Origin of the sequence: Bradyrhizobium sp. WBOS08, assembly GCF_024585125.1 — a bacterium.
In the GTDB taxonomy this organism is placed as follows: Bacteria; Pseudomonadota; Alphaproteobacteria; order Rhizobiales; family Xanthobacteraceae; genus Bradyrhizobium; species Bradyrhizobium japonicum_B.
The window spans coordinates 1,069,591-1,093,654 of sequence record NZ_CP028988.1; the positions used below are offsets into that span (position 1 = coordinate 1,069,591).

Below are 24,064 nucleotides of genomic sequence, written 5' to 3' on the forward strand. Positions count from 1 at the left end.
TCGCCACCAACCGCTGATAATCACAAAAATCAACTGTATATTGACAGTTTCAACACAAAACTTGCAATTTTCTCCGTATAGACCTATATAGATAGGCACTAGGGAAGAAAGTTGACATGCTCTATCGCCTTGAAATTGAGAACTTTTACTCAATCCGGAAGCCTCAAGTACTAGACTTGCGGGTCGGCCAGAGTGTGCCGGAAGCCCCCGGCAGGTTTGACGTTCTCTTCCCCGGGTCCAAAGAGCGCTCTCCCCGGGTAGTAGGGATCTTCGGGCCGAATGCATCTGGAAAGTCGACGGTCCTCAAAGCCCTTTCGTTTATCGGTTGGTTTACCCATAGCTCCTTCCAGCTTACTCCCGACGCGAGCTTGCCCTGCGAACGTTTCAACGACGCCGAAGCGCAAACTCAGCCGATGCGGCTCGCAATTGAATTCAGCGCCCCCCTCGACCTGCTAGTTGCGAAGATTGATGACGCGACCGAGCACGGCACCTGGCGCTACGAACTTGAGGTCATCCGGAAGGAGAACCGTTATGTTGTAGGCTCGGAGTCGCTGAAGCAGCGCGGCGGAGGCAAGGGAAAATGGGCTCGCGTGTTCGAGCGGGCTGGCGACTCCGTGCAGGCGAGCAAGGTCTTCGGGCTGAGCGGCTACAGCAAGGTCATCGACAAGGTGCGCGACAATGCGAGTCTGATTGCGACCCTTGCGCAGTTTGACCATCCGATCTCCCTGAGGTTGAGGGAAGCTGCACAGGCGATCGTCGGCAACATTCTTGTCGCCGACCGGAACGAAATCACCGACGTCAGCGCCATACAGTACTACGCCACCAACAGTTCGGCTGTTGAAGCGCTAAACCGGGAGATCCAGCGGATCGATCTCGGCATTCGCCGGATGGACGTCATACCGCAGGCAACGGGACCGATGGCGTTTTTCGACCATGAAGGTCTTCAGTCGCCGATGCCCTGGTCATTCGAAAGCCACGGTACCCGAAGTTTTGTGAAGAACTTTCCGTGGCTGCATATTGGCCTTCAAAGAGGAGGTCTGGTGTTGGTCGATGAGATAGATGTGTCGATCCACCCGCTGGTGCTGCCGGAAATCATTCGCTGGTTCTACGACCCGAACAAGAATCCTCACGGCGCGCAGCTGTGGGTAACCTGTCACTCAGCGTCACTGCTCGAGGAATTGCTCAAGGAGGAGGTGTTCTTCTGCGAGAAGGACGCGCAAGGACGCACCAGTGTGTATGGCATGCAGGACATCCAGAACGTCCGTCGCACTGATAACCGTTACCGCAAGTACCTGTCCGGCGCGTACGGCGCTGTTCCAAATATCGGATGAGGCGCCGGATCGCCCTTATTCCCCAGAGAAGGCCAATCTTCCTGGGATGCGAAGGCCAGAGCGAGGAAGGCTATGGTGCTTTGTTGGGCCGTCTTGCGCGTGAATTGGATAACGTTCACATCCACCTCCACGCGGAAGTTCTACAACCGGGAGCCGGCGATCCTGAGGCTCTTGTGGTGCGGGCAGTACAACGCATAGATCATATTCAGCGTCGCCGGGCTCCCTTTGCCGTCAAGGCCGTCATGCTGGACCGCGGAACTGCTCAAAAGAATGCGGCCGCGGAAGCTCTTGCCCGAGCGAATGGCATCGATTACCTCATCTGGCAGAATCCGGATTTCGAGGCCGTACTCCTACGTCACCTGCCGGGTTGCCAAGCATTGAGGCCACCGGCCGGCAGGAGCATGCAGGAGCTGCAACGGCGCTGGCCTGGATATCAGAAGGGAACGCCCGCACTCCAATTGGCCCGCCAAATCACGCTGGCCGAGGTGCGCCTGGCGGCTACCGTTGAGCCCGACCTGAGCAGCTTCCTGCAAAGCATCGGCCTGCTCTAGCGTGAGCTATCCGGACGGGCTCCGTAAGGCGATGCTGCTCAAACCGTGTGCGAAAACGACTGTATTCTCTTTGCCCTATGGGCGTTTGCGCCGTATAGATGGACCGATGCGGGCGTGGCGAAATTGGTAGACGCATCGGACTTAAGCCATTGAGTGCCCCCGGGGAAACCCAGGGTGCAGAACTGCTCAAAGTCGGGGAAACCTTTACTGGCAATCCCGAGCCAAGCCCCCGCCAGGGGGAAGGTGTAGAGACTAGACGGGCAGCACCTAAAGCTTCCAAGCCAGGGTGAAGGGATAGTCCAGACCACGAACGCCGGAAAGGCGGCGGCGAAAGCCGAAGTGGTACGAAAATCCGTAGGGCCGTAAGGCCTGTGCCGGTTCGAGTCCGGCCGCCCGCACCAGAATTTCAATTGAGCAATTGAGGTGGCGATGAAAGAGCGATTTGAAGGAGAGCAAAACCGCCCTCAGCTCGTTGCATCCCTTCGCCGCCAGGAATTTGCCGGAGGCAAGCTTGAAATCGCCACCGCGCTCGCGGATGCGGGCGAACTCGTTGAATTCAGGCCAGGTGAGAACATCATCGTTCAGCACGCTGCCGATAACGACATTTATCTGCTTGTGACGGGGGTCGTCGCCGTCATCGTAAATGGCGCTCAAGTCGCAACGCGCGCGGCGGGCCAACACGTCGGAGAAATGGCGGCCATCGAGCCGTCGCTACCGCGCTCGGCCACTGTCACCGTGCTCGAGAACGCGGTCGTGTTAAAGCTCAGTAGCGCAGCCTTCCTCTCTGTCGGACACAGCTTCCCCGAGTTGTGGCTGCCGATTGCGCAGGAACTCTCTAAGCGCCTTCACCAACGCAACAAGACCATCTACCCTCCCAACAAGGCTCCCAAGCTCTTTATTATGTCCTCGTCCGAGGCGTTGAAGATCGCTCACGCACTTCGGTCCGGCTTGGAAAAGGACGTGTTCAGTACGGTGTGGGATGACGGCGTATTTTTTGCCGGCGGCTACCCGTTGGAGGCTTTAGAGAAGCAGGTGGGTGAATCCGATTTCGCGGTGGCGATCGCCGAACCGGACGACATCTCTGAATCGCGCGGGCAACGTGCGCCGACCGTCCGCGACAACGTTCTCTTCGAGCTTGGTTTGTTTATGGGCAAGCTCAGCCGCTATCGCACCATCCTGGTGCATCCCAAGGTAAAGGACTTAAAGCTTCCCTCTGATTTACAGGGATTAACCCTTGTGCCCTACCAGGCGGGCGATGATGCAACCATTGCCGAGCGGATTGCGCCGGTATGCGACACCATCAGGGATCTCGTACTTCGCCTTGGAGTGCGGACGTTCTCTATCGAAAAAGATCGATAAACCGCACAATCCAGTTACGTTTGGGGCCGGGACCACCCTCGATCCTGATGTCGACGTTGACGGGCGAGGCGTTTGCGCGAAAGGCCGTCCCAGACAGGCGCAGCGAGGACCTTCTGGCGAGGGTGACGATTAAGAGAACCGCAAAGTTAACTCCCACGTTCGGATCCTCGACGATATCCCGCATCGCGCGTGTATCCTGCCCGCTGGGCAGCGGTTCGAACGAAGGATGAGAGTGCCATTCGCCTAGATAGTTAAAACGTTCATAGTCATGACCGGTGCGCGCGAAGAAATCCGCGATGAACGCCCGATTGTGCTCTACATCCCTTACGAAGTGGGTCGCCGAGCCCCCGCTGTGTTGTATGGAAAGGTCAGCGACGCGGAACGTCTCGCCACCGACGTGTTCGCCCACGAGAACACCGCCGATCTCGCGTATTCCTGCACGCTTAAGCTCCGCCGCCAGCTTTTGGACCACTTCGTACGGAAGAAGCACTTTCATTGCTTGTCGAAGATCTTGGCGATTTCCACGATCTCGGCGGTGGCTTCTTCGGCAGACAGGTCGAAGGGACGCTCTTGCGGTGGCGCCTCCGGCATCGGGATGGGAAATGTTTCAAAAGCTTGCGTAAAAAGGCCTTCCTCCGGCGCAAGGCCCAGAACATAGGCCGACACAGGGAAATAAGAGGGCTCGCGCGCCAGAAGCGTATCAATGGTCAACCGCGCGGTGGCGGCAGCGATACTGGCGACATCGGCGTCGTCAGCGATCATCGGCGGTCCGTCGCCTCCGGTCGCATAATCCCGCGTGACGGTCTTGGGTTGATACCCTCTCTCCGCAAACCAGTTTTCTATCGCGCGGCGCATGAGCTGAGGGGACGGCTCCTTACCGGGCCGATAACGAGCCATAAGCCCGCCGAACCCTCCTCCGAATACTTCGGCCCACACAACGGGCCTTTGCTCCGACTCAGCAATCGCTGCGACCAAGTTGAAAACACTCGGGTTTGCGGTCGCGTTGACGATAACGTCGCGTGCGAGCAACGAGGCGATTGCGGTCTCCGCACTGCCACTCGATTCCTGGCCGGCCATCCGCACCTTGCGGACATAAACCTTCGCTTTGGAATTCACGTTCCTGATGCGCTGTGCAACCGCATCGACCTTGTGGGTGCCGATATCTCGCCAATCAAGATCGTGGCGCACCAGGTTGTCAGGCAGAAGAAGGTCATCATCGACCAGATAGAAATTGCCTACTCCAGACCGCGCGAGCATTGCCGCGACCTTACTTCCCAAAGACCCACAGCCGATGAGTGCGACGCTCATCTCCCGGAGGCGTTCATGGCTTTCGTCCAATCGCTGGGAGACGGGCTCAGGAGGGATGGTGGCGACTTCGCCGGCATAATCGCTGTATGCAAAGAAGCAATGAGCCTTGTCGCCCCTGAGGATGACGATTGTGGCCGCATCCTCATCGAATCCAAGCGCTTTTGTCGCAGCCTTGAAATCAGCAACGCTTGTCGTAGGCGGCAGTGCTTGGGTTAGCTCGATCCGCAGAATCGGTGCCGAACGCTCAAAGGTTTCACTGCCCAGCTTCAGCGGCACGTCAGGATCGGTCCAGACCTCGCCGTCCGATTTCGTGACTTTCTCGATCACGTATACGTTGGTTTCCGGACGGCAGAGCACCAGCATATTGCTTTTGAGCATCTCGCCGGTCTTCATGCTGGCGAAGAAAGCCGTCAGCCCACGGGTCAGTAGCATCCGGAGATTGCGCGTACGCAAGGTCTGCCCAAGCGAAACTTCATGCGCCGAAGGGACCCTCTCCGCTTCGCCCTCGGGCGGGTTTTCCGTAAACAGCAGCCGGTGCGCGCTCTCTAGCAGCATCGCGCCAGTGATATCGCTCGTCCAGTTATCGGGCCGATATTCGAGGCACAGCTCGCCGCCAGGACCGAACTGGTGGTTCGACCACAAAGTCGTTTGGTCGCCCCTCGGATAGACGGAAGGCGGCGTATGCGGGAAATGCGCGGGATAGCTCAGATACACAGGGTAAGTGCGCGCTCCGATCGTAATGTCGGCGTCGAAGATCAAACGTTTGGTATCATCCGTCCTCCACCCGAGCGGGGTCAGCCATTCCGCGCTAGCGGCCAGGGCTTCAAGCCCCAGCCTTTCGCTCTTGAAGCGGCCGAGATCGGAAAGATACCACCACATCAAGCAAAACCGCCGGGCGTGGCGGGTCCGGTCGGCCGGTTGGGAAAGCTGAACGGCTGGGCCGCAGCGGCAGCGGGCTGCAACAGGGAGCCCGTGGACAGCGCCTTGGCCGCTTTCGCTGCCTTATCGCCCTTGGCGGACATCTCGTTGACGGCCGTCTCATAGTCGAGACCAGCGCGTTTGCGGCCCGAACCGAAGATGGTGCGCACCGGCTCCGAGGCCTTGGCGTAGGCGTTCGCCCCGATTGCGCTCTCCGTGCCGGCGCAGCGGGACTGCTCTTTCTCTGCCGCCAAAACGCCGCGGCTGACCGAGCACCGAATGAGTTCGCCCTTGATGCCAAGCCGCGTGACGTTCATCGGACCGAAGTCGAAGCCGATCGCGAGCCCCAGGCTTGAGGCGTCGGTGCCGTTCGTCTTCAGACGCACGAGGGCCAGGTCAAAGCTACTGCGCATGCCGCCTGCGCAAAGGGTCATGTTGCTGATGGTCTCTTCCACGTCGGTGGTTTGCGCTGTCCCCTCCACCAACAGGCCGTGCACGCAATCACCGATGAAGCGGACCTTCACGCCCTTGAAATCCTCGTGGAGCACCGCATCGAGCTCGGCCCGCAGCACGTGAAGGGCGCGCACGACGTGTTTGGCACCGGCGTCGGTGGCGATGTTCTTGCCCACGTAGTTGGTGAAGCCGTCGATGTCGCCGTACACCGCGCAGGCGTCCTGCCGGCGCGAGTTCTTGGCGGAAAGCGTTTCGATGTCGAGCGTCGAGTACGGAGGCGTGTGCCCGGAAAATTCAAACGCCCCGATCGGGTTGTTCTTCAGATCTTCCTTCCATTCCTTGACGATCTCGGCGGCCGTGACCTCTAGCTTGGCCTCCTTCTGGCTCTTTTCGATTTCGGCGACGGTGAGTGGCGTCACATCAACGTCGGTCGCCTCTGAAAGCCCGATGGCTTTGCGCGCCTTGTTGGTGAGATAGATGCCGGTTGCGGTACCACCGCCTGAGCGCTTGGCTGCATAGTTCGCGGGCTCGCCCAGGAACAGCGGCTCGCGGTGGCCGCGACGTCCGTTGTTCACCGCCAGAGCCTTGCCGGTGTCGATGCCGACCCGCACCTTCGCGGCCGGGTGATCGGCGTCTTCGCCTGTTTGCGCCAAGACGTCGATGATCAGTTGCGCCGTTGCAACGGCGCGGTGCACCCGTTTGGCTTCGCTGTCGTAGGGCTTGGCCACCACGGAATGGAGGCGCTGGTTGTGGAAGTCGACCAGGATGGCATCCACCCGGGCGATGATCCGGTGCACCGCCCGGTAATGGAGATTCAGAAAGCGGAGCGTGCGCTTGTGGCAGGTTTCACCTTCGATATCGGTGACTGCCAGCAGGTCCTTCATGTTGAGCACGTCGGCGTAAAGGTGCACGCCGTCGACACGGTAAGCGACCGTGTTTGCGAGGTTGGAGAGATCGGTGTCTCGCACGTATTCCTTGATCTCGATCGCCTTGAGCGGAAGGCCGTCGATCTTGGCATCGATCCGCTTTGTGGCACGCTCTTTATTCCAATTCCGACCTGCCATTGCTGCTGCTCCGTTTGGATGCGCGGCACGAGCGGTGCCCGGAAGGGCGACGGCGATGGCAGCGCGTCATTGATCTCTGCCGTGCGAGGTGCCTCGTTGACCCTGCACGCGTAACGCGTATATTTAGAACATAAGAAGAACTGATAGAAGACGGCTGTAACAGATTTGGGCAGTTTTCCCCCATTTTCCGCTGTGCAGAGATTGCGCGCCATTTTCTCTGCATTTTTTGTAGAGAATAGCCTTGCCGATGACGAGAATAGGCCCCATAATCTCTGCAAAGGATGATGAGATTATGGTCTATATTCACGAACTGCCGGGGTGGCCAGCTTTCAACTGGAACGTTCAACGGATTGCCGATCGCCTGGCTGCAGTTCGACATAAGCAGGGGCGATTGTTGGGCCGTATGGAGCGGCTAGGTTTCCCGCTCAAGGCCGAGGCCACACTCCAGACCCTCACCGAAGAAGTCGTGAAGTCGAGCGAGATCGAAGGTGAAGTTCTCGACCGCGACCAGGTCCGGTCGTCCATTGCACGCCGCCTCGGGATGGATATCGGTGCGCTCGTCCCCGCCGACCGGCACGTTGAGGGCGTCGTGGAGATGATCCTCGACGCGACCGAGCACTACGCTGACGAGCTTACCGACGAAAGGCTGTTCGGTTGGCATGCCGCGCTCTTTCCCACCGGTAGAAGCGGCATGACCAAAATCGTTGTGGGTGCCTGGCGCACGGCGCAAGCCGGTCCGATGCAGGTGATCTCTGGCCCGATCGGGCGCGAGCGCGTCCATTACGAAGCTCCTCCCGCCGAGCGCCTTGCCCAAGAGATGAACGCGTTCCTGGAGTGGTTCAACGGAAATGCCGGTGGCATTGACCCGGTGTTGAAAGCCGCCCTCGCACACCTCTGGTTCGTGACGATCCATCCGTTCGAGGATGGTAACGGGCGCATCGCGCGTGCCATCGCTGACTTGGCGCTCGCACGCTCCGAACAAAGCGCGCAGCGATTCTATAGCATGTCCGCGCAAATCCGCCGGGAACGAAATGACTACTATACCATTCTCGAACGGACTCAGAAGGGTGACCTCGACATCACCGACTGGTTGGCGTGGTTTCTCGATTGCCTTGATCGCGCCTTTGACGGCGCGGACATCATCCTTGCCAGCATTCTCCGCAAGGCGAACTTTTGGGATCTGCATAACACCCGCCAGCTCAATAAGCGCCAGCAGCTGGTGCTCAACCGCCTCCTGGATGGCTTCGAGGGCAAGCTGACCTCGTCGAAGTGGGCCAAGCTTACAAAAGTGTCGCAAGCCACCGCCTCAAGAGACATCGACGAACTTGTTGAGCACGGGATACTTCAGAAGGACGCTGCTGGCGGCAGGAGCACAAGCTATTCGCTTGTCGACGCGCAAACCTGATGGGACATCATGAAAGACGACCAGGAAGATGCATTCGAGAAAATTCTTTCCACGCAGCTCGGCCGCAACATCGATTTCGTGAAGTTCGCGGAGACCAAGAACGCAGCACTGCTCACGTTCTCCTCCGCCTGGATCATCGGCTCCATTAATCTGCTGACTGGCCAGGCCACGCTTCCTCTTGGGTACAATGTCGCCTTCTGCGTTGCGCTTCCGCTCTTCGCGATCGGTGGGCTCGTCTGCATTCTTTCCTTCGTTCCGCAGGTTATGGCGCGCTTTCACCAACCTGACGATGATGCCAAGAGTCTGCTTTACTGGGGGCATATCGCTGAAATCCCTGTTGCCCGGTATCACGAGAGAGTCACCGAACGATACAAGCCCTCCGAAAACCATAGCGTCACCGAACGCTATCTCGACGACCTGTGTGTCCAGATCTCGGTGAACGCCCGCATCGCGACCCGCAAGTTCTCGATGTTTAATATCGCGGCTGGGTTCGTATTCGCTGCGATTCTTGCGCTATCCTCCCCACCTGTTTGGTGGGGTTTGCGCCTTCTTCTGAAATAGTTCGTTCGGTACAGGTAGTTGGGTTAAGATGAACCATGCAGACCATCGACAACCTACGCGACACAGTCCGCAAGCTCGAACCGACCGGGCCGAATGGATTCGAGGGTCTGCTAGCGGCCGTGCTAACCGAACTTACAGGTCGCACTTTCGCGCTTGCCAGCTCAGGCTCACAGCGCGGCAAAGACGGCCAGTCGGTTCTAGATGAGGGCGCGATCTCCTTCGAGGGCAAGCTTTACGAAGATGCCGTGGCAAAGGATCAGATCCTCTCGAAAATTGCAGAAATTGCGGCTGATGAGGAAGGTCAGACCGGACTCTGGATATTGGCTTCGACCGGTCCGATCTCTGTGCAGCACACCAACACGGCGCAAAAAGCGGGCAGAAAGCTCGGCATCTCAGTCAAGGTGCTTGCATGGCCCGCAAGCGGCCTGTCCGAACTTGCAACACTGCTGGCCATGGCCCCCACGGCATCGGCCAACTTCCTTTCCAATAAGACGCCGACTTCGCACTCCGATGTTGTTGCTCAGTTACAGGCGGTAACTGCTCATCCCCAGTTTTCCGAACGGTCCGCCGAGCTGAAAGCCGAGCTTCTGCAGCCAAGTATCGCCCCGGCCTTTGCCCTCAAGGACAACATCGCTTTTTTGTCGGAGGCCTTTGGAAACAGGAGACGCGCCCGCGTCGTGTTCGGACAAGCCCTTTCCCCGACAGATGCTTCAATACAGGGGGTCCTCGATCGCCCGGCTCTTCGAGCAAGAACAGCTGATGCGATCTTCTCCAAGCCGGATGGCTCTGTCGTCGCAATTCTGGGGGCCGAAGGAAACGGCAAATCATGGATTTTTGCGCAGGCATGGATCCATCAGCCGTCGAAATCACTAACGATCGTTCTTCTGCCTGAGGACTTCAATGTACCGTCTTCCCTTGAGTCGATGCGAGACCTTCTCGTTGCCAAGCTCATTGGGCAAAGTGGTGAACCGCCCACCCAAATTTCGCACAATCGTTGGCATCATCATCTCCGCCGGTGGAAACACCTCCCCAGTCCCGAGCAACCACGGCTCGTGGTTTTTGTCGATGGCCTGAATCAACGGGATATTGGCAATTGGGCTCACGTGATCGACATGTTGAGCGAAGTTGCCGCCGAAATCGGCGGCAAAGTCGTCATTAGCTGCAGGACTCTCTTCTACAAGGATAATCTGGAAGGGCGCCTCGTAAGCAACGTCGCTAAATGTGTTGTGCCTGAATGGGATGACGCCGAGCTGGACTCGCTGCTCGCTTCGTTCGGGACATCCATTAGCCAGCTCAACGCCGATGTTGTACGAAGCTTGCGTAACCCCCGGTTGTTTGGGATTGCCGCAGCGCTCCTCAAAGATCAGAAGATCGATCAGTTCGGCGAGTTAAGCGTGAATCGACTACTCTTCGAGCATATTCGGATCGGCGGTGAATCAGAGAACAGTAAGATTCCCCCATGGCAGTTCGTCGGCGATATCCGCCGGCACGCCGATCAAATCATCGCAAGGCTGAAAGACAATCAGCAAGCTGATCTAACTGTGTTTGACCGCCCAAATCCGCTCTCAGGTCACCCGCCGCAGAGCGTGGCACAGCAATTCGAGCTAACGTCGGCAGGCCGCTTTTTCGAAGTTCTTGAAGACGATCCCAGCAAATACGCTCTGAAAGAGGAAGGCCTTTCATTGGCACTGGGATTGTCGCTGTTGACTTCCACGCGAACTGCCCTCCGGCAGAAGAAGAATGTACTTGAAGCGCTCGGAGAGGTTCTAGACCCTATCGCCGCACTGGACAAAACAAGCGACGTCCTACTCGCTGCCGTACTCGCGTCCATTCTTGAAGGTTCGCCTGCGGAAGTCACAGCCCCGCTGATCCAGTGCTTCGTGGACCTCCAGAACTTAGACCAGACGCTTTATACCGAATTCAGGGCGCTGCTGAAGCAGGCCCCTCGAGCCTTCCTTATCGCTCTAGAGAACTCTGCACTCATTGAAGGCGTCACCGCAAACCAGTCCTGGCTAGTCCAGGCTATCCATGACAGCCGGGCCGCCCCCGACTGCGCCGAAGCGCTGAAGGAGACGCTTCTGCGTTGGCTCAGCATGTATTCTGACGATCCAGAGCGCGCGATGGCCCCCTCGCATCCGGGCGAACCGGAAGAAAAGCGAAAGGAACAACGCGCGAAACGCGCCGCTGAGCTCGCGGATAAAATGAAGCAGTTATGCGAAGCTGAGAAAGCTCTCCTTGACGATCTGATCCGGCCGGAGCGTGGCGACTATAGCGGGCTAAGTGCTTTATCCTTTCAGTTCTTGGGGGGGCATCCTCTGGCCGAATATGCGGAGAGCCTGCGCAACTGGGCTTTCGCTTCAGCGTTCAATGGCAGCTATCGTGATCGACGTGAGGATTTCAATAACCTCATCCGTTTGAACGTCCTCGATTGGGCTGAGACCAGGACTGCGATACTCGCAGCTGCACAACCCCTCCGGGGACCAAACACATCCGGGACGGGCCAGTGGGCACTTTCGTATCTCCTGTACGCCACCGGAGACAGCGACGACGCAGCAGCAGCCGGCGAACTTTTTCAGGCTTTGACGAAGGACCAAGAACGATTTGGGGGGTGGCGCCTCATCGAGACCTACTGCGCCACCGATCCCTGCGATCCTTCATCTACGGACCCAGATAACATCGACGACACGGCGAAGAACTACTCGACAATCGATGTTTCCAAGCTGCGAGGAAACATGGGCCATGGCCAGGAAGATCGTTTCTTTGACATGGCGCGTATTGGTCTTGCGCGCTTCAAGTCGGATGTCGCTATCGAGGTGATGCGGCGCTTCGCCGATCAGTCCCTATCCAGACCGACGGAGACATTCCGCCTTGCAACATTCCTACTGCACAAGCACACCAGTGCACTGGAACCCTCCCTTGCAAAAAGGTTCACCGCAAAAGCTGCAGAGGTGGCGACCGAGGCATTAAGTGGCGATAAACATCACGAAAAGCACATTGCGGCGCAATACGCGCTACTGATTGCATTCCCCCACATGACGGGAGAAGAGCAGCTTGATGCCCTTCTTGCTCATCCGAAAGACTCGACATTTCTTCGTGCACTGGCAGATCTATTTCAGCCGTGCGAACCAGCCCGACTAGAGGACGGCCTCGCAAAGGCAATCGCGGACGGTAATGAAGTTTCACAGTTTCGCGCGCTTGCGTTTGCGGAGCATTCCGGCACACCATTAACACCGCGCACTATAGAGCTAGCGGCCAGCCTACTGGCCTCGACCCACAAGCATGTTCGATTGTCATGTCTGGGCCTTGTCCGAGCGACTCAAAATTCATCCCTTCTTACCGCAATTGTGAGCAGCGGTTGGACGGCTTCTGAACTCGACAGCGCCACCGACAAAGCCGAGATCTCGCACGGCTCCGGAGCGCTCGTTGCAGCTTCAAAAATGGGACTTATCTCGATCGAGTCCTGCCTAGACCGCATTGACGTCTGCTCATATCAGAAGATGGTGGAGATTCTGGGTCCCCCGGCGGCCATCGCAGTTGCCGATAGGCTTGAGGTCGCTATCGGCAAGGCGATGAAGTTCAAGATCCAGCGCAACCTGCCTGACATTGAGCAGCAGTTTGAGGAGCCACACTGGATCACATTTCTTAGAGTGTCGGACCGACCAACGCCGACCCGAAATGTTTCACAGCAGCTGAGGGAGCTTTCCGATACAGGCGACGCTTGGTACGAGAGGCAAAAACGCAACCAGGATGCTGCGGAGCAGTTTGAGCGTGAACTCTCCGAAGCAGGAGCGCTGCTCATCATCCGGTCCGTTACCTCGGACCTCGTCCGGGAAATCGACAAGGCCGCTCCGCAGACAACTGACAGATGGCTCAGTCTGTTCCTGAATATGGACCAACAAGACCTGACCAATTTATGCAACACTGGCTGGGCGATCGCGGAAGCGATGTCCTCCCGCAACTCTGTGGATGCAAGCTCACTGATGCAACGGCTCTCGGCAGCCGTGCCTCCAGTGCGCGCGACTTTCGGCAGAGATCGTCTTGCCATTGATGCGGTCACAATATGGGGCGCAGCTTCCACCCCAGAGACTAAGGCGCAGCGATTTGCCAGACTGGATCGAATTGCAAACGATCATGAATTGGCGAATGAGGTACTTGCCGCGTTTCGCGCAAACCGGGAACAGGAGATCCGCGATTACGTCCTTGATCGCCGCAATCGGGCCGAGCCTGCTCATCGGGCGCGCGCCACAATGGTAGCCGGGCTTTGTCCCGCCGAACCATGGGCACTAGAGACGATAGAAATGCTCAAGGACAGCAAGGGATACCTGCAACAGGTCTACAAAGGCGCGACCTATGCAATGGATCGCCATCAGTGGTCGAAGCATTGGTCGCGCCAAATGGCGGGGGCAGGCACTTTGGAGGAGCTTTGGCGTCATGCAGTTCTGCTTTGCAAGATCGTCGATGGCCGCTTCAAAGAATCTGACTTGGTTTCCAAACTTCCCAGCCCTCTGCTGAAGAGATTCGCGCCGACCTTTGAAAGTTCGATCGTTGATCGGATCAAGCGATGGAAGGACAAGCGGGAATCCAAGCTCTTCGGAATGCGAGCACCGGACCGAGTCTTCCTTCCGCATTGACGTGCACCCTCCAGATCCAAGCCGAAAAAGCATTCTGGCGTGGTCCAGTTGCGTCTCAAGCTCATCTCCCGTTGCGCGTTTAACCCCAATGCACGGCCAGGAGGACGGGGAAACTGGCGCCGAGGCGCGTACGCGCAAGGCATCCAACCGCATCCCTGAAGGGAGCCCTCGGCCGGACCCTCCGTTGCGCGCCCGCTATCTCCTCGTCTCCGAAAGATTTCCCGTCCGGCCGCGATTGGCGCAGCCGGCAAAACCAAACGGGAGATAACCAAATGAAACGCAACGAAAAGACCCAGCGCCCCCACAGCGTCTTTGTGGTCGAGGGCGAAGGCGACAAGGCCTTCTGGACCAAGGTAGGTGCAGCCTGGGCGCACGATGACGGCAAGGGCTTCAACATCCAGCTCAGCTGCCTGCCCTTGAACGGCCGCCTCGTCATTCGCGAACCGAAGGCTGACGCGGAGGCGGGGCAATGAGCCCCGCCGCCACGCGGCGCTTCCTCGTCAAGTGCTTTGACTACGAGGAATGGGGCGTCATCGTTGAAGCTGCCACCAGCGAGGACGCCATTCACAAGGCCGAGGCCATCTACCTCACCGACAGCCTGGGCAACATGGACGGCTTCGAGCTTCTCCGCAGCGACTTCGGCTGGGAAGCCCGGCCCCTGGTGCAGGAGGTGCAATCATGAGCGCCCTGCCCATCCAGGACATCCGCAACACCGTGGTTCACGGTGATTGCGTGGAGGTCATGCAACGCATGGCCTCCGGCTCGGTGGATTTCATCCTCACCGATCCGCCGTACCTGTGCCGCTACAAGTCGCGCTCCGGGCAGACCATCGCGAACGACAATCGCGATGGCTGGCTGGAGCCAGCATTTGCCGAGATGTACCGGTTGCTCAAGCCGAAGACGTTCTGCCTGAGCTTCTACGGCTGGAATGCCGCCGACAAGTTTATCGGCGCCTGGCGCAAGGCCGGCTTCCAGATGGTGGGGCACATCGTTTTCAGGAAAAGCTATGCTTCCGCGAGCCGCTTCCTCGAAAGCCGGCATGAGCAGGCCTACCTGCTTGCAAAAGGCCGCCCCGCGCTACCGGCGAGTCCCCTGCCTGACGTCATGGACTGGCACTACACCGGGAATCGTCTGCATCCCACTCAAAAATCAATCAATAACCTGCGACCGCTTGTTCATGCGTTCTCTCCTGAGGGCGGTATCGTGCTCGACCCGTTCTGCGGGTCGGGCTCGACGCTGGTGGCGGCCCGCGGAGCGGGACGCGTCGGCATCGGTATCGAGCTCGACGGGCGTCATCAAGCCACTGCGGCCTTGCGCGTGAACGCCTTGGGTATGGCTGCCTAGCGCGGCGAGTCACCGGCCTACCGCCGTAGGCGGTAGGCCGGATTTTTTGTGCAATTCGGCCGCTTGACCCGTCAACGATGCGCGTGGAAACTGCATCCGGTGTGGGGTTTTCCATGAAATTCATTGAATCGATCGTCGCCAAGTTTGGTCCCGACCGCATAAACAACCTATCCTCCCAAGAACGTTTGCGTCTGTTGGAAGCACGGCGCCATATCCAACACGGCTGGCTGTCAGGTACAGATCAGGCCCGTCTCAAGATAGCGGGCATCTCCGCTTCGGTCATTGCCGACCTCAATTCCAGCCAAGCCCCAAGGCACCGGGCCGCGTTAGGCGATCCCGCCCTGCAGGCATACGTTCGTGCCGAAATCCAGCGATGGATCTCGCTGAGATTGCTGGCCTACTTTCAAAGGAAGCTGGAGTCGTTCGACGATTTCAGCCTCGCAAAAGCCGAAGCTGTTTTAAAAGACGAAGGAAGTTTTTGCTTCAGCCCCGGTTTCGTGGATGACACAGACTTCGGAAGGTCTTTCCGGCGCGGTGTACTTTTCGTGGGCACAAACGACGAGAACGTTCTTTTCGTAATAGCGCACTTCTTGAAACTGTTTGTCAGCACTTTGCGTTCTCTGATGCACAGATACGAAGCATTTGGCATCAACGACCAGCAGCTGAGGCAGGAGTTGCTCAAATCGCTTCCGAACGTTACCGCGACGTTCACGGACAGTGCCTTGAGAAGATTTCAGGAGGCCATGGAGCGAGCTGCTGGCTGCGAGGAACCAAAGGCTATTTGTCCCTACTTCGATATTTTGCGTGCACCAGGCCTGCAAGACGAGCTTGTCAGCGCTCAGCTTGAACGCAAGCGGGCGGTCGCTGCTGAAAGGGCAGCTGTCGATGCCGAGAATGATAAAAAGGCCGCCGCCGACGCAGTTCGTGCGGAGGAGGAAAGGAAACGCCTTGCAGAGGCACAGCTGACACTTGAAATTGTTGACGGGTCTCTCGATGTAACGCCAAGCAGTTGGCCGCTCTTGGAGACGGACGCCAAACTTCAGGAGTTGCTTGAAAACATGCGGACAGGCTTTGCTCAAGCCCGGAAGGTTCACTGCGATGGCGCGCCATTGGAGAAAGAATTTCGGAACGGTCGGTCGATTGTCTCGATGAGTGCGAAGCAGCTTGCTCTCGTGAAGATCGAATTCTGGAAGAGCCGGTCGGGAGTGTTCAGAGGGGTCACGAATCCCGCGTTCATGACGAACCGGATGATTGGGCTCCTTAATTGCGAACACAAACTCGATCCCAACGACACAAAGTTTCAGCACTTTCCAGAACTGTACGCGGGCGGTGCCATTGAGCTGGAGGCAGAGTGGCGCGACAACCTCGACTTCTTGCAGAAGTGGATTGATGATGAAGGATTTAAGGGCGAACTCGTCAGATGGTTTGTTGAAGATAAGGACAACGATGACGGCTGGGCAACGTCGCGTTAGTCTGTGAGCTCGCCGGTTGCTGGCTGAGGCTCCTTTAGTCGCCCTTTGAGCTGAGGGTCCTCATAGGCCTTCACCGCGAGCAGCCGCGCTGGGCGACGGCCGCCTTCAAGGACGACCACCTTGTCCACGTATTCCGGTCCCATGAGTTGCTGTGGTGTCGCCAGCGGCTTCATTTGGCCAGTCAGCAGGTCGCGCCTGCTTCCCAGCTCCTTCGATAATTCCTGAGCTGTCGTGGCGGTTGGCTCCATGAAGCACCGCACCGCCATCAACTCCAGAATGCGTTGCGGGTCGCCGTAAGCCTTCTGAAGCTGCGAAGTCCCTTGCGCAAACAGCCAGAGCCGCAATCCCGATTGGCGGCCGAGGGCGATCATCTGCTCAATCTCCTGCATATACCCGAGCTGTGGAAACTCATCGAGAAAGAAGGTGACGGGCGGCAGGTCGTACTGATCCCGCGCGTCGCGGATCGTATAAAAGATCTGGCCGAGTAGCGTACGGATGAGGGGCCGGTACATCAGCAGCTCCTCGGTCGTGACGCAAAGGTAGAGCGTGCCGTTTTTGCTTCTCAGGTCTTCGAAGTTAATGGTCGTCTCCGCGACGACCGTCTCCAATTGGGGGGAGCCCCACACGTCGACGTGCCTAAGTACGGTCTCGAACAGATTGGACCGGGTCTCCTCATCCGCACTGGCAAGCTGGTTGCCAATGCGCACCAGACTCCTCACCCCACATCCTTGAAGAAATTCGATATGGAGCTTTAGCTCCTTGGGCGATGGCGAGAACCAGTCGACGACGGCCGACATATCCCGCCGCCTTTGGTAGCCGTGCAGGCAGATGTCGTAGAGGGCGCCCTGGAGGAGCTGGGCCGCCCGGCCCTCCCAGAAGCTTTTGGCCGAGTGAGAGTCCGTCGGCACCATGAGCAGCGGCAAAAGCCTTCCTATCGCCGTGTAGGCGGCTATTGGATCGTTCGGCACGGCATCAAGTGGATTGAATTTTTCGGTCGCGGCGGCATCGCCGGGCCTGAAAACCTGAACTGGCCCGACATTCTGGTCGCGCCACTCGCTGGTCAGGTCGGCTATCTCCGGCTTGACGTCCAGGACAATGGCAGGCGCCTGAAGGTAAAGGAGATTGCGGACCACGTGGGCCTGCGTCTTGCCGCGCCCCGGCCGCGCGATCGTGATGAGGCTCTCGGCGCCATCAAAGACGTACTCCTGCCCGGTCTCCTTGAACACGCCGAGCGTCAAAGGTGCCTTGCCCACCATTTCATCAGCCCCCATTGCCATTTCCGGGACTTCCCCGGTCGGCCCACGAGCCATTCAGCGGCCGATTTCGCGACGTCTGCGCATCCTAGCTGGCCTTCGTGCATTGCGCCATCCGCCGCGGAGTGAGCTCCCAGCTAGGAGCGTGGCAGCGCCGTGTGGCGGTCCTGGAAGTGCTGGCGAGGCCGGAACGTCGGCGAAAGTGTCGCTATCAGTGGGAGGCCCAGGCGCTTGCCAACCGGGCGGCGGAGGTTAAACTTACGGTAGTGCGCACTTATGGGTTTGCAGGCAAACCCGCGCCAGTACCCGAGGTGTTGATGGCGATTTACAGCCTGCATCACAGCTCGATTGGCAAGTCCACCCAGGACGAGCCCTACACCGCCGCTGCACACATCCGCTACATCACTCGTACCCGCGCCCTGGGCCGCATTGACGGCGAGCGCATGCCGACTCAGGCCGATCAACTCATAGGGTATCTGCGCAAGGCCGAGGATACCAGCCGCAAGAATGCCCGTGTCATCGACAAGGTAATGCTGGCGTTGCCGAAAGAGCTGGACGCCGAACAGCGGGTGGCCCTGGTCCGGTCCTTCGCCGAAGACGTGACCAAAGGACGGGCACCGTGGCTGGCTGCCTTTCATGACAGGGGCAAGGACGCGAAGAACCCTCACTGCCACCTCGTCATACGGGACCGGGACCCCAAGACTAACAAGCGCGTCATCGGGATGAGTGAGGTGGGCTCGACCGAACGACTGCGGAAGGCTTGGGAGAAGCATGCCAATCTTGCGCTAGAAGCCGCCGGCTTGGATGCGCGGATTGATAGGCGGACGTTGGAAGCTCAGGGCATCAAGCGGAAGCCCACCATACATGAAGGGGTACGGGCACGGCGCATGAGCCGAGAGGGGCGAACGCCGCATTCGCGGCGCCGCTCCTACCGAAACCGGCCAAGGACCCGCAGCAAGAGCCGCGTGGTGGACTACCGTAAGCTCGACAAGGGCATGAGCCGGACCGCGTACAATCGGCGGCTTCAGTTGGCGCACGAGACCGAAGAGGCGCGATGGGCCGCCATTGACGCAGATCGGCAAGCGCGGGAAATCGATCACCTGCGGGGCATCCATCGGCCCGACCTGGACGGAGGACTGGCGCGAGGACTTAAGCGCAAGCTCGAATGATGTTGGCCATTGAATTCAACCGCCGTAGGATCAGGCAAATTTAGCTAATGGATTAGGATATGGATCGCGCAAGAGATATTGCCGTTCGCCTTGAGAACGTTGAAGAGAGACTGAAGAAATTGAAGGGACGAGATGACGAAGAAGCCTCGATCAGAAAGAAGCACCTGACCGGTATCGGTGAGCACCTTCGGACCCAGCTTCTTGAAGAACTTGATTGGATTCACGAGCAGAAGCCCGAACTCGAAATCAAACGAAAGAAGAAGCTAAAGCGTTGAGACCCCGAAGGGCTTGGCTAGGCTGAAGCGCAAGCTTGAATAAACTTGGCTGTTGATTTGGTTCCTCATACTATGAATCTGTGCAGAAGCTTGAGGATGCGTACGTACTGGCTCACAAGCGTGAGCTCCTTGAGTTGCGTAAGCGTCTGGATCAGCTGCGATGGGTTGAAGGGCGCATTGCCGAATACAAATCCACTCTCAGCAATTCTTGTCGCGAAGACGAGCACGATCTAGCTCGCAAGAAATTGTCAATAGCTCAGTCGACCCTGAAGGATCTCAATGAGTGGATCGGCTTGTCGATGCATATTCTTGGATTAGAGGAAGAAAAGTTTAAACTCCAACAGCAGCTTGCCGAGATTGACCCCGCGCTTCTGGAAATCGAATGAGTGACACCGAAAAGCATGTTCGCAGCTTGGAAAAGGAGCTGTCGGACCTTCGTTTCGAGATCTATCATCATGAGGAAACCAAGCGCAGCTTAGAAAAGCGGCTCGCCGAGATAGATGTAGGGAAGTTGCCTCACGAGGCCGAACGCCTCCGCGCACAAATTGGAAAACTTGATGTCGGCATCCTGATCGCCAAGAACAGGATGGAGTACGTCGGCAGGTCCATAGATGGTGGGTTGATGGTAATCAACAAACTTGAATCGGAACTTGAGAAGCCCGAGATAAAGAGGCCAAAGCCGAAGATGTAGGTATTCCTCCGTTGTCTGTTGTCTATCATTTGTAGCGCATCCCTCTGGGGAGCGATTTTATTTTCGAATGCGCGGTGAAGCAGAAAAGCAACGCTGAACGCGTCGGAAGGAAATTTGGGTAGGGAATGGCGCACTTATACATCGCTGCGCGACATAGGTGCACGGCCGACACAGCGGCCGTAAGGTGTCGCCAGGGCGACAAGTCTTTGGAGGGGAATGGCTTCATATCATCTTTCGGCACAACCAGTGAAACGCTCCGAAGGGCGTTCGGTGGTCGCGATGGCGGCCTATCGGGCTGGTGTCTTGCTGAAAGATGAGCGCAGAGGCATCGAGGCAGACTATCGGCGACGGCAGGGCGTGGTGCATGCCGAGATCATGGCACCTGATGGCGCAGCGGAATGGCTGTACGATCGCGAGACCTTGTGGAACGCAGTCGAGCGAATGGAGAAGCGCCGGGACGCTCAGCTAGCCCGCGAGATCAATATGGCCTTGCCTCACGAGCTCAGCGATGAAGAGCGGCTTCGGCTGGTGCGCGGGTTTGTGCGTAGCGAGTTCGTGGCGTTGGGAATGGTTGCCGACTTTGCCATCCATGCGCCAGTCCCCGAGAAAGGTGATGACCCGCGCAACTATCATGTCCATGTGCTGCTCACCATGCGTCAAGCTGGTGGTGGTGGTCTGCGGTCGGTTAAGACACGGGCCTGGAACAGCGATTCCATGCTGATCGCATGGCGAAAGTCGTGGGCTAACCATCAGAACAGGATGCTTAGCCGGGCCGGATACCGGGCTCGCGTCGATCATCGGACCCTTGCCGCTCGCCAGGCTGACGCGGGGCAGTCTGGTAACCGCTGTCTGGCTGCAGAGCTATCCCGCAAGCCCGAGGTCCACGTGGGGCCCAAGATCAAGAATGCGCTGGGGCGGCAGCCAAAGAGTACGGTACGCCGGGCAGGACCGAAGCGAAAGAGAACGGAAAGCGAGACCCCGATCCAGCGTGAGCTTCGGTATCCCGGCCTCGACCGTGGAAGCCGCGCGCAATGGGCCATGCATCGTCTCGCCAGCAATGCTCACTCCTACCAGAAAGAAGCACAGAAGGCAGAGCGCCAGGCGGCGCGGTTACGGGAAAGGCAGCTCTATTTTGCGAAGCTTGCCGAGTCTGCCGAGGCGCGGAGATCTCAGGACGCGGAGCATCGGGTCGAGCGGCAAGCGCATGCGCGCCGACGTTTGGCCGAGATTGCCTATTGGCTCAATGAGCTTGACCTCCTTTTCCTCGCTTTGCTTGGCATCCGCGAGCATCAGTTGGCCCGTCGCTCCGTGTGGGCCAATCGGTTTGCTGGGCGGGTGCGCACTCTTGCCGGCGGACGGGCACGCCCCTGGATGCCGGAATAGCCGGCCATGCATCAAACTTGCCGCGCCAGCGCAAATTCCGCCACGAGCGATAGTTGACCTTCGAAGCAAGTACGGGATAGCGAAGGATATCGCTGCGGTACATGACGATGGCACGTTTGCCCGGCAGCCGCATCACTTCGGAAGGATCAAGCAGCCAGCGGCCGGTTTCCGATTGACCGAGCGAATGATGCTGGCGGATGGGATCGACATTGCTATGCGAGGTGCCCTCATTGCGTGACAGCGATGTTGTCTGCCCGACGATCTCCGATACGAACTTGGCGGCATCCAGGTCGCTGACATTGAAAAACACCTTGCATGCGGCGTTAGCGAGGAACGAGCCGGCGCGGCGGTAGATGGTGCGAAGTTGGCTTAAATCCTGGAACACCAGCAGAGGGGTGCAATAGGCGCGAAGGTAACCTACCCCGCGCTCAAGCGGCTCGAGGCTGCCAAGGGCGGCCGCCTCGTCGAGCAACAGGAGCACCTTGCGCTTGGGGCGCGGCAGGTTCTTGGACCGCGTGAGCGCGTTGAGCACACTGCCGACCATTACGCGGAGGAACCCTGCGTAGATGTCGAGTTTCTCCTCGTCGACAACCAAATAGAGAGTTTTGACATCCCTCACGAGGTTGCCGAGGTCGAAGTTGGAGTATCGGCTGATTTCTCCGGCGGGACCGCCCGCTGCCCATACTCGTGTTGCCTTCTCCGTGTTGGAGAGAATGCTCCTGAACTCTTCGCTGCCGTCCATGGCCATGAAGCTTGCGGCGATCTCAGCGGCCGCTCGTGCACCGGATGTGCAGATCGTGCGCAATAGCTCCTTGAACGATTCGGGCGGCAGGGTCGACAAGGTGCGGACCTGCGCCAGATTGCGTTGCTCCACTCCGAGTTGCATCACGTAGAGAATGATGCAGGCCAGCAATCCTTCGGTCTTAGCGTCCCAATGGCTGGTCTTCTCATCCGGAATGATCATCAGGCGGGCCAGCGCCTCAGCATCATCCCGCTCATGGAATGTTCCGGCACGGATCATGTCAAGGGGATTAAAGTGGTCCGAGTGGTATGGGTCCGTCGTATCGAGGGTACGCACTTTGCCCAACGTGGCACGCTGCCGGCGTGTGATGGCGCTGTTTTCGCCTTTGATATCGGTGCAAACAATCGAGCCGCGATAGTCGAGCAGGTTCGGAATGACGATCCCTACTCCCTTGCCGGCGCCCATCGGCGCGAACACGGCGATCATCCCGTCCTTGTTGAACCGCAAAAAAGAACGGCCCTTCCGGCCGACTATAGGTCCAGATCCTCTCCGCACTCCTGACCATAGCAACTCCCATCCGGAGGCGAAACGAGCCGAGCCGAGCGCACCACCGGGGTTGAAGCCGTGCCATCGGTACAGGGTATGCACGATCGTCAGGATGCAACGAGTGACCGAGAGTGCAATACGCACCACCAGCACGGTGGCGCGCAGCAGCCAGAGCACAATCTGCACCATTTGGTCAGTCTGGCATGCGTTCGTAAAGCGAGCCAGCAAGTGCACTGCAAAGATGCAGGTTGCCGCGATAAGTCAATGAAACAGCGTGATCGGGATGTATCCCAGCCCTACATCCGACATCGGGTCGCGCCGTCCCGCCACCACGTCAAGGGTAGGACAAGCGGCAAGCCGCCCTTGACGCAGCACCATGCCATCGCGGTGGGCTGACCATGGGCAATGCCCAAGTCTGGGCTGTTCCCCATTGGGCACGAGGAGTCGGCCCTCCTGTCAGGCGCACGCTTTGTCTGGGCGGTCATAAGCCCCTGAGCATACCGGCTCATCTCGTTATTCCGCTTAGCCCGGCTTAGCCGGCACGAGGTGCTCGCCCGAGGACTCTCCTATGAATGACTTGGTAGTAGATGCGACTTTCGGAACAGACATCCATGACCTGACTCCCGCAGAGCTGGAGTTTATCGCGGAGAATAAGAATCGCCCCGGATACACAATAGTGAACTCGGAGTACATGGCGCGGCTTTATGATGAACTCAACAAGCCGGTCACCGCCACCTGCCTGCGACGTGCAGTCACCAACGGCCGTGCCTTGCGTATAGACAAGGTAAGGACGAGCTTCCTAGCCATGCTTCTAGGGAGAGCCATCGAGGCGCGTGCGCAAGACGCAAGGCTGGCTCCGCAATAGCGGAGCTTCGCCCTTTTGAGCTTCACTTCAACCGAGAGATTGTGCTCGCACTTACATTAAATGCATTCGCTATTGACGCGAGCTGTTCGCCGGCAGCCTTCCTCAGAAGCGCCTGTTGCCGTTGGCTCTGGTCCAGCTTTGGCTTGCGACCGAATCGCACACCACGAGCCAATGCCCTCTCCCGCCCGGCTTTTGTTCGCCTTAGGATATCCTCCCGAGTTTTGCGCGCGATATAGCCGACAAGAGCGGCGAGCACCTCTCCTAACTCGTGCGTCGTGTCCGCCCAAGGCTCAGCCAAGGATTTGTAAGCCGCCCCTCGCGACGTAATTTCAGTCAGAACGCTCAGCATCTTGAACGGACCACCTCGCGTAAGACGGTCCAGCGCGCAAATGATTACGGTATCGCCGGGCCGCAATCTCCGAAGGAGTTGGGAGAGCACTCGGCGATTGTCTTTGGTGCCGCTTTCCTTTTCGCAAAACACCCTCTGGCACCCCGCAGCATTGAGCTGGGCCAGTTGGATGTCCAGCTCCTGAGCGTTGGTGCTGACACGGGCGTACCCATAGACACGCATGGGATTCAAATGCTCGCTTGCAAAACTCCTGATTTTTGCAAGCCCCCTTCCCTCGCGTACCGAGCAAAGCCTCCGAGCCGCCTTTACTGAATCTTTTCGCGAGGTTGCATCTTTCATGAAACTAAAGAAGCTCTTTCCTGTTTTTCCCTAGCCTGCGCTTTTCTCGCGCATG

At 58.3% G+C, this 24,064-nt stretch carries 21 protein-coding genes and 1 pseudogene; 16 read left to right on the forward strand and 6 right to left on the reverse strand.

Going from position 1 to position 24,064, the window contains the following annotated elements; all coding sequences use genetic code 11:
• Positions 1 to 116 precede the first annotated feature (116 nt).
• The 3 genes from DCM80_RS05225 (at position 117) to DCM80_RS05235 (ending at position 3,241) form a co-directional block, all read left to right on the forward strand.
• A complete protein-coding gene (locus DCM80_RS05225; protein WP_257196026.1) occupies positions 117 to 1,331 on the forward strand; it encodes an ATP/GTP-binding protein in 1,215 nt (404 codons plus the stop codon).
• A complete protein-coding gene (locus DCM80_RS05230) occupies positions 1,328 to 1,882 on the forward strand; it encodes a hypothetical protein (RefSeq protein ID WP_257196027.1) in 555 nt (184 codons plus the stop codon). The genes DCM80_RS05225 and DCM80_RS05230 overlap by 4 nt, the downstream gene beginning before the upstream one ends.
• A gap of 429 nt (positions 1,883 to 2,311) precedes the next feature.
• Entirely contained in the window at positions 2,312 to 3,241 is a 930-nt protein-coding gene (locus DCM80_RS05235; RefSeq protein ID WP_257196028.1) for a TIR domain-containing protein, read from the forward strand.
• On the opposite strand, the gene DCM80_RS05240 is transcribed toward DCM80_RS05235, so the two are convergent.
• From DCM80_RS05240 to DCM80_RS05250, 3 genes are read right to left on the reverse strand one after another with little or no spacing between them, the layout of a single operon-like run.
• Complete coding sequence (locus DCM80_RS05240; protein WP_257196029.1) at positions 3,222 to 3,737, reverse strand: Mov34/MPN/PAD-1 family protein; 516 nt, start codon at positions 3,735 to 3,737, stop codon at positions 3,222 to 3,224. The two genes, DCM80_RS05235 and DCM80_RS05240, sit on opposite strands and share 20 nt — an antisense overlap.
• On the reverse strand, positions 3,734 to 5,428 hold the full coding sequence (locus DCM80_RS05245; RefSeq protein ID WP_257196030.1) for a ThiF family adenylyltransferase: 1,695 nt from the start codon (positions 5,426 to 5,428) through the stop codon (positions 3,734 to 3,736). Before DCM80_RS05245 ends, DCM80_RS05240 begins: the two co-directional genes overlap by 4 nt.
• Entirely contained in the window at positions 5,428 to 6,984 is a 1,557-nt protein-coding gene (locus DCM80_RS05250; RefSeq protein WP_257196031.1) for a transcriptional regulator, read from the reverse strand. Before DCM80_RS05250 ends, DCM80_RS05245 begins: the two co-directional genes overlap by 1 nt.
• Before the next feature lie 292 nt (positions 6,985 to 7,276).
• Here DCM80_RS05250 and DCM80_RS05255 point away from each other — a divergent pair, with 292 nt between their 5' ends.
• The 7 genes from DCM80_RS05255 to DCM80_RS05285 all read left to right on the forward strand — a co-directional run bounded on the left by DCM80_RS05255 (position 7,277) and on the right by DCM80_RS05285 (position 16,397).
• Positions 7,277 to 8,389, forward strand: coding sequence for a Fic family protein (locus tag DCM80_RS05255; protein WP_257196032.1), 1,113 nt, complete (start codon positions 7,277 to 7,279; stop codon positions 8,387 to 8,389).
• A gap of 9 nt (positions 8,390 to 8,398) precedes the next feature.
• Complete coding sequence (locus DCM80_RS05260; RefSeq protein WP_257196033.1) at positions 8,399 to 8,950, forward strand: Pycsar system effector family protein; 552 nt, start codon at positions 8,399 to 8,401, stop codon at positions 8,948 to 8,950.
• 35 nt (positions 8,951 to 8,985) lie between these two features.
• The gene (locus DCM80_RS05265; protein WP_257196034.1) at positions 8,986 to 13,581 is read left to right on the forward strand and encodes a hypothetical protein; all 4,596 of its coding nucleotides are present in this window, start codon (positions 8,986 to 8,988) and stop codon (positions 13,579 to 13,581) included.
• A 272-nt stretch (positions 13,582 to 13,853) separates the two neighbouring features.
• Complete coding sequence (locus DCM80_RS05270) at positions 13,854 to 14,054, forward strand: hypothetical protein (protein WP_257196035.1); 201 nt, start codon at positions 13,854 to 13,856, stop codon at positions 14,052 to 14,054.
• On the forward strand, positions 14,051 to 14,263 hold the full coding sequence (locus DCM80_RS05275) for a hypothetical protein (protein WP_257196036.1): 213 nt from the start codon (positions 14,051 to 14,053) through the stop codon (positions 14,261 to 14,263). Before DCM80_RS05270 ends, DCM80_RS05275 begins: the two co-directional genes overlap by 4 nt.
• Positions 14,260 to 14,925, forward strand: coding sequence for a DNA methyltransferase (locus DCM80_RS05280; protein WP_257196037.1), 666 nt, complete (start codon positions 14,260 to 14,262; stop codon positions 14,923 to 14,925). Before DCM80_RS05275 ends, DCM80_RS05280 begins: the two co-directional genes overlap by 4 nt.
• Before the next feature lie 113 nt (positions 14,926 to 15,038).
• Entirely contained in the window at positions 15,039 to 16,397 is a 1,359-nt protein-coding gene (locus DCM80_RS05285) for a hypothetical protein (RefSeq protein WP_257196038.1), read from the forward strand.
• On the opposite strand, the gene DCM80_RS05290 is transcribed toward DCM80_RS05285, so the two are convergent.
• Positions 16,394 to 17,668, reverse strand: a complete 1,275-nt coding sequence (locus tag DCM80_RS05290; protein WP_257196039.1) for a type IV secretory system conjugative DNA transfer family protein — start codon at positions 17,666 to 17,668, stop codon at positions 16,394 to 16,396. The genes DCM80_RS05285 and DCM80_RS05290 overlap by 4 nt on opposite strands.
• Positions 17,669 to 17,967: 299 nt before the next feature.
• On the opposite strand from DCM80_RS05290, the gene DCM80_RS05295 reads away from it, so the two are divergent.
• The 5 genes from DCM80_RS05295 (at position 17,968) to mobQ (ending at position 21,168) form a co-directional block, all read left to right on the forward strand.
• Entirely contained in the window at positions 17,968 to 18,819 is an 852-nt protein-coding gene (locus DCM80_RS05295; RefSeq protein WP_257196040.1) for a MobA/MobL family protein, read from the forward strand.
• A gap of 59 nt (positions 18,820 to 18,878) precedes the next feature.
• Positions 18,879 to 19,094, forward strand: coding sequence for a hypothetical protein (locus DCM80_RS05300; RefSeq protein WP_257196041.1), 216 nt, complete (start codon positions 18,879 to 18,881; stop codon positions 19,092 to 19,094).
• 80 nt (positions 19,095 to 19,174) lie between these two features.
• Complete coding sequence (locus tag DCM80_RS05305; protein ID WP_257196042.1) at positions 19,175 to 19,480, forward strand: hypothetical protein; 306 nt, start codon at positions 19,175 to 19,177, stop codon at positions 19,478 to 19,480.
• Positions 19,477 to 19,785, forward strand: a complete 309-nt coding sequence (locus DCM80_RS05310) for a hypothetical protein (RefSeq protein WP_257196043.1) — start codon at positions 19,477 to 19,479, stop codon at positions 19,783 to 19,785. The genes DCM80_RS05305 and DCM80_RS05310 overlap by 4 nt, the downstream gene beginning before the upstream one ends.
• 216 nt (positions 19,786 to 20,001) lie before the next feature.
• Positions 20,002 to 21,168: a MobQ family relaxase gene (gene mobQ, locus DCM80_RS05315; RefSeq protein ID WP_257196044.1), complete on the forward strand. Its 1,167-nt coding sequence runs from the start codon at positions 20,002 to 20,004 to the stop codon at positions 21,166 to 21,168.
• Positions 21,169 to 21,265: 97 nt separating this feature from the next.
• Here mobQ and DCM80_RS05320 read toward each other — a convergent pair.
• Positions 21,266 to 22,645 (reverse strand): annotated as a pseudogene (locus DCM80_RS05320) (type IV secretory system conjugative DNA transfer family protein); the annotation flags it as partial.
• 379 nt (positions 22,646 to 23,024) lie between these two features.
• Here DCM80_RS05320 and DCM80_RS05325 point away from each other — a divergent pair.
• On the forward strand, positions 23,025 to 23,321 hold the full coding sequence (locus DCM80_RS05325) for a hypothetical protein (RefSeq protein WP_257196045.1): 297 nt from the start codon (positions 23,025 to 23,027) through the stop codon (positions 23,319 to 23,321).
• A gap of 22 nt (positions 23,322 to 23,343) precedes the next feature.
• Here DCM80_RS05325 and DCM80_RS05330 read toward each other — a convergent pair whose 3' ends face one another.
• Positions 23,344 to 24,009 (reverse strand): recombinase family protein, encoded by a 666-nt coding sequence (locus DCM80_RS05330; RefSeq protein WP_257196046.1) that lies wholly within the window; start codon positions 24,007 to 24,009, stop codon positions 23,344 to 23,346.
• Positions 24,010 to 24,064 lie beyond the last annotated feature (55 nt).

Bases quoted from the DNA above. Each gene is read 5' to 3' on its own strand.
- DCM80_RS05225 (WP_257196026.1), top strand. From the start codon at position 117: ATGCTCTATCGCCTTGAAATTGAGAACTTTTACTCAATCCGGAAGCCT.
- DCM80_RS05230 (WP_257196027.1), top strand. From the start codon at position 1,328: ATGAGGCGCCGGATCGCCCTTATTCCCCAGAGAAGGCCAATCTTCCTG.
- DCM80_RS05235 (WP_257196028.1), top strand. From the start codon at position 2,312: ATGAAAGAGCGATTTGAAGGAGAGCAAAACCGCCCTCAGCTCGTTGCA.
- DCM80_RS05240 (WP_257196029.1), bottom strand. From the start codon at position 3,737: ATGAAAGTGCTTCTTCCGTACGAAGTGGTCCAAAAGCTGGCGGCGGAG.
- DCM80_RS05245 (WP_257196030.1), bottom strand. From the start codon at position 5,428: ATGTGGTGGTATCTTTCCGATCTCGGCCGCTTCAAGAGCGAAAGGCTG.
- DCM80_RS05250 (WP_257196031.1), bottom strand. From the start codon at position 6,984: ATGGCAGGTCGGAATTGGAATAAAGAGCGTGCCACAAAGCGGATCGAT.
- DCM80_RS05255 (WP_257196032.1), top strand. From the start codon at position 7,277: ATGGTCTATATTCACGAACTGCCGGGGTGGCCAGCTTTCAACTGGAAC.
- DCM80_RS05260 (WP_257196033.1), top strand. From the start codon at position 8,399: ATGAAAGACGACCAGGAAGATGCATTCGAGAAAATTCTTTCCACGCAG.
- DCM80_RS05265 (WP_257196034.1), top strand. From the start codon at position 8,986: ATGCAGACCATCGACAACCTACGCGACACAGTCCGCAAGCTCGAACCG.
- DCM80_RS05270 (WP_257196035.1), top strand. From the start codon at position 13,854: ATGAAACGCAACGAAAAGACCCAGCGCCCCCACAGCGTCTTTGTGGTC.
- DCM80_RS05275 (WP_257196036.1), top strand. From the start codon at position 14,051: ATGAGCCCCGCCGCCACGCGGCGCTTCCTCGTCAAGTGCTTTGACTAC.
- DCM80_RS05280 (WP_257196037.1), top strand. From the start codon at position 14,260: ATGAGCGCCCTGCCCATCCAGGACATCCGCAACACCGTGGTTCACGGT.
- DCM80_RS05285 (WP_257196038.1), top strand. From the start codon at position 15,039: ATGAAATTCATTGAATCGATCGTCGCCAAGTTTGGTCCCGACCGCATA.
- DCM80_RS05290 (WP_257196039.1), bottom strand. From the start codon at position 17,668: ATGGGGGCTGATGAAATGGTGGGCAAGGCACCTTTGACGCTCGGCGTG.
- DCM80_RS05295 (WP_257196040.1), top strand. From the start codon at position 17,968: ATGGCGATTTACAGCCTGCATCACAGCTCGATTGGCAAGTCCACCCAG.
- DCM80_RS05300 (WP_257196041.1), top strand. From the start codon at position 18,879: ATGGATCGCGCAAGAGATATTGCCGTTCGCCTTGAGAACGTTGAAGAG.
- DCM80_RS05310 (WP_257196043.1), top strand. From the start codon at position 19,477: ATGAGTGACACCGAAAAGCATGTTCGCAGCTTGGAAAAGGAGCTGTCG.
- mobQ (WP_257196044.1), top strand. From the start codon at position 20,002: ATGGCTTCATATCATCTTTCGGCACAACCAGTGAAACGCTCCGAAGGG.
- DCM80_RS05325 (WP_257196045.1), top strand. From the start codon at position 23,025: ATGAATGACTTGGTAGTAGATGCGACTTTCGGAACAGACATCCATGAC.
- DCM80_RS05330 (WP_257196046.1), bottom strand. From the start codon at position 24,009: ATGAAAGATGCAACCTCGCGAAAAGATTCAGTAAAGGCGGCTCGGAGG.